The organism is Serratia sp. CY83965, from assembly GCF_052166375.1.
Taxonomy (GTDB): Bacteria; Pseudomonadota; Gammaproteobacteria; order Enterobacterales; family Enterobacteriaceae; genus Serratia; species Serratia marcescens.
Genome location: NZ_JBJNOV010000003.1, coordinates 589,605 through 595,677, shown reverse-complemented (window position 1 = coordinate 595,677; position 6,073 = coordinate 589,605). Strand labels below are relative to the sequence as shown.

The 6,073-nt window shown below is 43.6% G+C and carries 8 protein-coding genes; 4 read left to right on the top strand and 4 right to left on the bottom strand.

Annotated elements, in window-relative coordinates; all coding sequences use genetic code 11:
- On the bottom strand, nucleotides 1-707 hold a 707-nt coding region (locus ACJ8PL_RS10820), incomplete at its 3' end, for a family 4 glycosyl hydrolase (RefSeq protein WP_442531167.1).
- Between the two features lie 142 nt (nucleotides 708-849).
- On the opposite strand from ACJ8PL_RS10820, the gene ACJ8PL_RS10815 reads away from it, so the two are divergent.
- Nucleotides 850-1,752 carry a LysR substrate-binding domain-containing protein gene (locus tag ACJ8PL_RS10815; protein ID WP_032693559.1) on the top strand — a complete coding sequence of 301 codons (903 nt, stop codon included), beginning with the start codon at nucleotides 850-852 and terminating at the stop codon, nucleotides 1,750-1,752.
- A gap of 127 nt (nucleotides 1,753-1,879) precedes the next feature.
- Here ACJ8PL_RS10815 and ACJ8PL_RS10810 read toward each other — a convergent pair whose 3' ends face one another.
- From ACJ8PL_RS10810 to ACJ8PL_RS10800, 3 genes are all read right to left on the bottom strand, one after another.
- Nucleotides 1,880-2,221, bottom strand: a complete 342-nt coding sequence (locus tag ACJ8PL_RS10810; RefSeq protein ID WP_032693558.1) for a carboxymuconolactone decarboxylase family protein — start codon at nucleotides 2,219-2,221, stop codon at nucleotides 1,880-1,882.
- 16 nt (nucleotides 2,222-2,237) lie between these two features.
- Nucleotides 2,238-2,807: a TetR/AcrR family transcriptional regulator gene (locus ACJ8PL_RS10805; protein WP_094898027.1), complete on the bottom strand. Its 570-nt coding sequence runs from the start codon at nucleotides 2,805-2,807 to the stop codon at nucleotides 2,238-2,240.
- A gap of 183 nt (nucleotides 2,808-2,990) precedes the next feature.
- Nucleotides 2,991-3,548, bottom strand: coding sequence for an OsmC family protein (locus tag ACJ8PL_RS10800; RefSeq protein WP_048284453.1), 558 nt, complete (start codon nucleotides 3,546-3,548; stop codon nucleotides 2,991-2,993).
- A gap of 460 nt (nucleotides 3,549-4,008) precedes the next feature.
- Here ACJ8PL_RS10800 and ACJ8PL_RS10795 point away from each other — a divergent pair, with 460 nt between their 5' ends.
- From ACJ8PL_RS10795 to ACJ8PL_RS10785, 3 genes are read left to right on the top strand one after another with little or no spacing between them, the layout of a single operon-like run.
- The gene (locus ACJ8PL_RS10795; RefSeq protein WP_024359926.1) at nucleotides 4,009-4,728 is read left to right on the top strand and encodes a cupin domain-containing protein; all 720 of its coding nucleotides are present in this window, start codon (nucleotides 4,009-4,011) and stop codon (nucleotides 4,726-4,728) included.
- Between the two features lie 21 nt (nucleotides 4,729-4,749).
- On the top strand, nucleotides 4,750-5,325 hold the full coding sequence (locus tag ACJ8PL_RS10790) for a DJ-1/PfpI family protein (RefSeq protein WP_094898025.1): 576 nt from the start codon (nucleotides 4,750-4,752) through the stop codon (nucleotides 5,323-5,325).
- Between the two features lie 4 nt (nucleotides 5,326-5,329).
- Nucleotides 5,330-6,061 carry an HAD family hydrolase gene (locus ACJ8PL_RS10785; protein ID WP_024359928.1) on the top strand — a complete coding sequence of 244 codons (732 nt, stop codon included), beginning with the start codon at nucleotides 5,330-5,332 and terminating at the stop codon, nucleotides 6,059-6,061.
- The last annotated feature ends 12 nt before the right edge of the window (nucleotides 6,062-6,073 follow it).

The following is a 6,073-nucleotide window of genomic DNA, read 5'->3' as shown; positions in this document are numbered from 1 at the left end:
GGAATATTTTTAGGCACCAAAGGATCATTCCCCTCTGAAATCAGCTCAATGACCTGAGGAAGCTTATCCTTACCCTCATGATAAATATGGCGCGCAAAAATGAAGTGACTAAATCCCGCGACCTGCATGATAAATTCATTGATATCGCTGACACCTAAAGCACTGGCAATACCCTTTTGCATAATAACAGGCACGTTGCACAGCCCTACGGTTTTGACTGTGCTGTGTTTCAGTATCGCTTCAGTGACCATTCCCGACGGGTTGGTGAAGTTCAGCAACCAGGCATCCGGGCACAGTTGTTCCATTTCTTTCGCTATAGCCAATGCAATCGGGATAGTGCGGCATGCATTGGCAAATCCACCCAGACCATTGGTCTCCTGACCGATCATGTCGTATTTCAGCGATATCCTTTCGTCGCTGATCCGTGCGTCCAGGCAGCCGGCCCTGAACTGAGAACAAACAAAATCGGCACCGAGCAGTGCTTCTGTGCGGTCAAGGGTTTCATAAACCGGTATATCCAGCCCATTTTTTTCCAGCATCCGTCGGGTGAGGCCCGCGATAATCGCCATTTTTTCACGGCCATCCTCAATATCAACCAGCCATAACTCGCGGATCGGAAATTCATTTTGACGCTTGAGAATGCCTTCCATCAGTTCAGGTGTGTAGCTTGAACCCGCTCCAATAACCACTAACTTAAGACCCTTCATTAGATATTCCCCTCATCGTTGTTGTCAGGACGTCTGTTGGGCCAATTAAAGAGGACAAGGGGCTTAGTGGACAAACGATCAATTCCGGGGTATGCATTACTGTAAATAATGCATAAGAGAAAATTAAGAAGGAAAATGATGAATGCTCGCTCAACAGAACATACTGGCACTATTGCATACGTTTGAAACGGCAGCACTGCATATGAGCTTTACTAAGGCGGCGACTACTCTCAATCTGACGCAAGGGGCCGTTAGCCAACGCATTCGTTCTCTTGAATCCATGCTCGGATTCAGACTGTTTATTAGAATGACCAGAAAGCTTCAGTTGACCGATGAAGGGGAGCGTTTACTTGGCGTACTCGCGTTTTCACTTAAACGCATCAGTGATGAAATAGAAGATATTCGCGTGCAGGGGCTGAGAGGAACCTTGTCTGTCGGCCTTCCACCTACCTTCGCTTTTCTCTGGCTGATGCCGCGCTTACCGGTATTTACCGAACGGTGGCCGGGGCTGAATATCAATTTCAGAGTGAGAGCCGGTCTGGTAGATTTTAATCTCGAACGAGTAGATGTCGCTATATACTACAGTAATCTGAAATACCCCGATCTCTACTGCGAACGGTTATCTGAAGAGACGCTGGTTCCCGTCTGTATTCCATCTCTTGCAAAAAAAATCAGGCAAGCAAACCATTGGTTAGCTGAAGTCCCATTCATTCATACGTCTGAATCCGTTGACTCCCAGAATGTTTTTTCCGAATGGCGAGAATGGTGCAGGGAGTCTGGCAAAAACCTGCCTGTTGAAGATAATTTTTTGAGCTTCAACAATTGTCAGATGTCTATTGAAGCGGCACTCAATGGCGGCGGTATCATCATGGGCAGAAAACGACTCATTCGACATTACCTCGATGAGGGCCGACTGATTGCCCCTTTTGAAATAGAAATACCCGCCGGGCGAGGATATGACCTCATTATGCCACGAGAAAACCTTAACCGACCGGGCGTTCAGGCTTTGGCCGAATGGGTAAGAAATGTGTTTAACGAGGAATAAAGTCTGTTTTCGTTCTGATAAAGGGCAATGTAAGCCATATCAGACCTAATGCCAGAGAGCATGATGAAAATGTATGTCAGAAGTGAAAAAAGGGCAGTCATGCCCTTTTATATTTTCAACGCGATAACTATTGCGCTTTCAGTTGCTTAATCGCATCCAGCGTACGTGCGGAATAGACAACGGCAGCGCCTGCATTTAGGTTGATTGCCACACCCAGGGCTTCAGCAATTTCTTCTTCTGTGGCGCCAGCTTTAACGGCAGCTTCGGCATGGACGGCGATGCAACCATCACAGCGAGTCGTCACCGCACAAGCCAGTGCAATCAGTTCACGCACTTTCGCGCCCAGGAGGTTGGTCTTATTGCCGGCGTTGCCCAAAGCCATGACGCCTTTTAGTGTTTCCGGGGTCAACTTACCCAGATCACCAACACGTTGCATCACTTCTGAGCGGTATTCATTCCAATCTAACATGGGGTCATCTCCAGAATTATTTTCTTTTAACAATCATTAGGATCTGTTCAAGCGTATCGTTGAAAAGCTCAGGCTTATTAATCGCCCGGGAAACAACGCTGGCGCCCTCGCATAAATTCAAAATAAGCAGAGCCATTTTTGATGGCAGCAGGTCAGCAGTCAGCTCCCCTGCATCAACGCCACGGCTGACAATCCTGGTCAGCCAGGCAATCTGCATATCGAAATATTCGGTCGCCCGAACTCTGATATTCGGTGGCAGATTGGCCATTTCCGAAGACAAAGCACAGCACAGCGGCATACGCGACGTGCGATAGCTTTCGATGAAAAGCTCCACGTAGGCGGTAAGCATCTGCGCAACCGTATTCTCCGTCGCTTCAATCTGTTCAAATCGGTTTTTGGTATCGGTATGGGCCTGAATCACCACTTGTTCGCCCAAAACATCTTTGGTTGGGAAGTGGTGATGAATACTGGCCTTAGTGATACCAATGCTCTTTGACAAATCAGCATAGCTGAATGCAGAGTAACCCCGTTCGCGCATCAGATGGTCCGCTTCATTCAGAAGCCTTTCTCGTGTCATGACTGACATATAATCCTCACAATTATAATCTACTAGTTGGTAGATATTATCTGCGCCTGTTGTTCCCTGCAAGGGGACATCAGTTCACAACAGTAATTTAACCTTCTCTGATAACGCGTTTTGGTCGGAGTTAATAGCCATCAGGCAGTAGGGAAATGACAGTGTTCAGTCATTTCCCTCTCTGAGCTTTACCTACACCAACCGAGTATCAATATTGACCGGGTTCGCCAACGTATCGTGGATCGGCGAGCTTTCTGGCAGTGCACGAACCATTTCTTCAAGCTGTTCACGGCTGGCGGTCGGACTGGAGAGCTTAACGCCAACACGGATCGCTTTCGCCCCGTTGCGAACTTTTTCGTCAAGACCCAGGAAACCGTTCAGATTAATGTCGAAGTTCAGGTCAAGTTCAATACCATCAAGCTCAATGCCCTTTTCTGCCGCCATCACAGTCAGAGTCGCGGTATAACAGCCGGCAAGTGCCTGCAAAATGTACTCAGCTGGGCCCATACCGCTATCAGTACCCGATAAATCAGCAGGTTCATCGCCAACATTAGCAAATTTTCCGGCGCGACTGGTATCAACCTGGCCGTTCTGGATAGTCGCATGAGTTTCCACACGGACGGATACCCCACCGTTGGATTTACTCTTCATGTTAAAGGTGAGATTGCCCAGCTCTGGCTGCTGGCGAATAGCTTCTCGTGTACCGCGAATAACATTAGCGTCAGCAAAAGGTTTTTTTGAATTAGTCATGACAACTCCTGAAGTGTCGAGTGATCTCAAAGATAAGGTTGGTGCCAAACGCAATCAACCTACTAGATGGTAGATTACTTTAAGATTGAGGTGTTGTCTACCACTATGGGGGCAACTTCTTAAGATAGAGCTACAAACAGGGACGTAAACGCTGCGATATCTACATTATGCGATGTATCGTGCTGACGTCCGAGTTCGGCATCTTGCTAAGCATCTTAATCGCTTGTGAGCTATGACCTCCTGACGGCATAGAATCTATGCATCTTTAACAGTACCCAAGTATAGAAGCATAGTTTTCAGTAATTATTGAGTATGAAGGACTGATCAAAAGAAACAATATAGGCAATCATCATAAAAGTTATTTCTCTCGTACTAAATAACCGTTATAGACTGAAATCACAGAACGATTGACCGAAGTGAAATCAACATTCAGCAATTCAATTAGCGGGGGAGCGACCATATGGAAATCCACAACCGGACTCCAAATGTATATGACTTGCTTGAAATAAACAAAATCCTACTTTCAACTTCAAATAATGGTGAGTCATTTGAGAAAGACTTACATCTCAATGGATTCATAGAAAAACCATGGGGATATGAGTATAGAGTTTATTGTGATTCTATTTTTGATGTATGGCGCCTTCATATATCAAAGAATCAATCCACTTCAATGCATTGTCATATACTCAAAGACACCGTCCTTATATGCCTACATGGTGATGGCGAGACCAGATTTCTTGATGGTACACATCAGGCGTTAAAATCTGGGGACAGCATATATATTGCAAAAGGTGTATTCCATCAGACTATTTCGGGAAAATCAGGCATCGAATTAATCGAAGTTGAAAATCCAAGAAACAAATTCGACTTACTCAGACTTAAAGATAATTATGGCCGGCAAAATATGGCATATGAAAAGAAATCACAGGAACATGATCTTTTACCTCCTTTGCAACAGATAGCTGCAGGCACATTGATCAGAGAACATGACCTACACAAATTAGCATACTTTTCCGTCAAAAATCTTGATAGAAAAATGTTGAATGACGAGGATGATTTTATTTTTATTTCATTAGATGTAAAAAGCCATCTAATGGGAAAGATTCATATCCTACGAGCTAAAGATGCCATCTCAGAAATGTACTGTGGTCAGAATGTATTTTTAATTAACGTCCCGTAACGCAATAAGAAGGAAAATAACATGTCTAATCCGACACGAGTAGTGATAATCACTGGTCCAGGTTTTCAGGATCACGATGTAGTTTATACTTACTATCGTTCTAAAGAGGAAGGATACGATATATCTATTGCAACAAAGGATGGAAGTGCAGTGACAGGGAAATATGGCATCACTGTTCCTATGGATAAAAGATCCAAAGACAATATTAATTTTGATCAACTCAACGCCACTGATTTTGATGCTGTTATTCTCACTGGCGGTCATGAAGCGCCTGATAGAGTTCGCCAAGATCAGAGAGTTAAAGATTTTCTAAAGCAGATGGTAATACAGGGGAAAGTTGTGGCTGGGCTCTGCCATGGTCCCTGGATTATGATTTCTGCCGGTATTCTAAGAGACAAACTCACCTGCGCTTATGTTGGTCTGAAAGACGATATGATTAATTCCGGCGCCAATGTAATTGAAGCAGATGTAGTTGTCGACGGGAATATCATAACTTGCTCCTATTATGCTGAATGTGGAAAATTTATGCGTCAGACATTCGATGCAATAGATAGATGGAAGCGCGGCGAAACTCTTAAAGAACCGCTGGTGGTATAATTCGATGTTAATAGCAATGGATTTCGACGGGGTCGTGGTTGATGGAGTAGACGAATGCATGCTAATTACATGGAATGTATTACATGACAGACCTCTCAGTGATTTTAACCAAGATGTACTTCAAAACATCCCACGCCTGATGGCTAAACGATTCAGGAAATTAAGGAATTTTGTACGCCATGACGGTCACTTTATTGCCTCATTCACTGAATTTGGTAATGAAGCTATAGATAATGACAGATTCACTGCTATATATGAATCAATTCCAACTGAAGATAAGAAAATATTCAGGGATAAGTTCATCCATTATAGGAAGCTGGCAAGAAGTCTCTACCCTGATTTTTGGGCTGAACTACACCGTCCGCTATTGGATGTTTCAAATTTATTTGAAACAGCTAATGATATCTATATTGTATCAGGAAAGGATGAAGAGTCTATATTATACATTCTAAGTAAATATGGTTTAAACATACCCGCGAATAAAATATATGGGAGGATGACTGACAAAAACAAGACTCTTACCTTGCTAAAATCAATAGCCTTCGATAAAAACGAGGATATTCTATTTATTGATGATAATATCCAAAATGTTATTGATGCATTAGATCATGGCATTCAATCATTTTGGGCTAATTGGGGATACAACATCCCTGAGCATAAATTAATGGCACTTCAAAAAGGAATTAATGAATTAGATACCGAGGATCTCTTGAAATTAGTCAAGAAACCCTCTTAACGCAATATTATT

What these genes read in the sequence shown, in the direction of transcription:
- ACJ8PL_RS10815 (WP_032693559.1), top strand. Translation starts at nt 850, where the DNA reads ATGCTCGCTCAACAGAACATACTGGCACTATTGCATACGTTTGAAACG.
- ACJ8PL_RS10810 (WP_032693558.1), bottom strand. Translation starts at nt 2,221, where the DNA reads ATGTTAGATTGGAATGAATACCGCTCAGAAGTGATGCAACGTGTTGGT.
- ACJ8PL_RS10805 (WP_094898027.1), bottom strand. Translation starts at nt 2,807, where the DNA reads ATGTCAGTCATGACACGAGAAAGGCTTCTGAATGAAGCGGACCATCTG.
- ACJ8PL_RS10800 (WP_048284453.1), bottom strand. Translation starts at nt 3,548, where the DNA reads ATGACTAATTCAAAAAAACCTTTTGCTGACGCTAATGTTATTCGCGGT.
- ACJ8PL_RS10795 (WP_024359926.1), top strand. Translation starts at nt 4,009, where the DNA reads ATGGAAATCCACAACCGGACTCCAAATGTATATGACTTGCTTGAAATA.
- ACJ8PL_RS10790 (WP_094898025.1), top strand. Translation starts at nt 4,750, where the DNA reads ATGTCTAATCCGACACGAGTAGTGATAATCACTGGTCCAGGTTTTCAG.
- ACJ8PL_RS10785 (WP_024359928.1), top strand. Translation starts at nt 5,330, where the DNA reads ATGTTAATAGCAATGGATTTCGACGGGGTCGTGGTTGATGGAGTAGAC.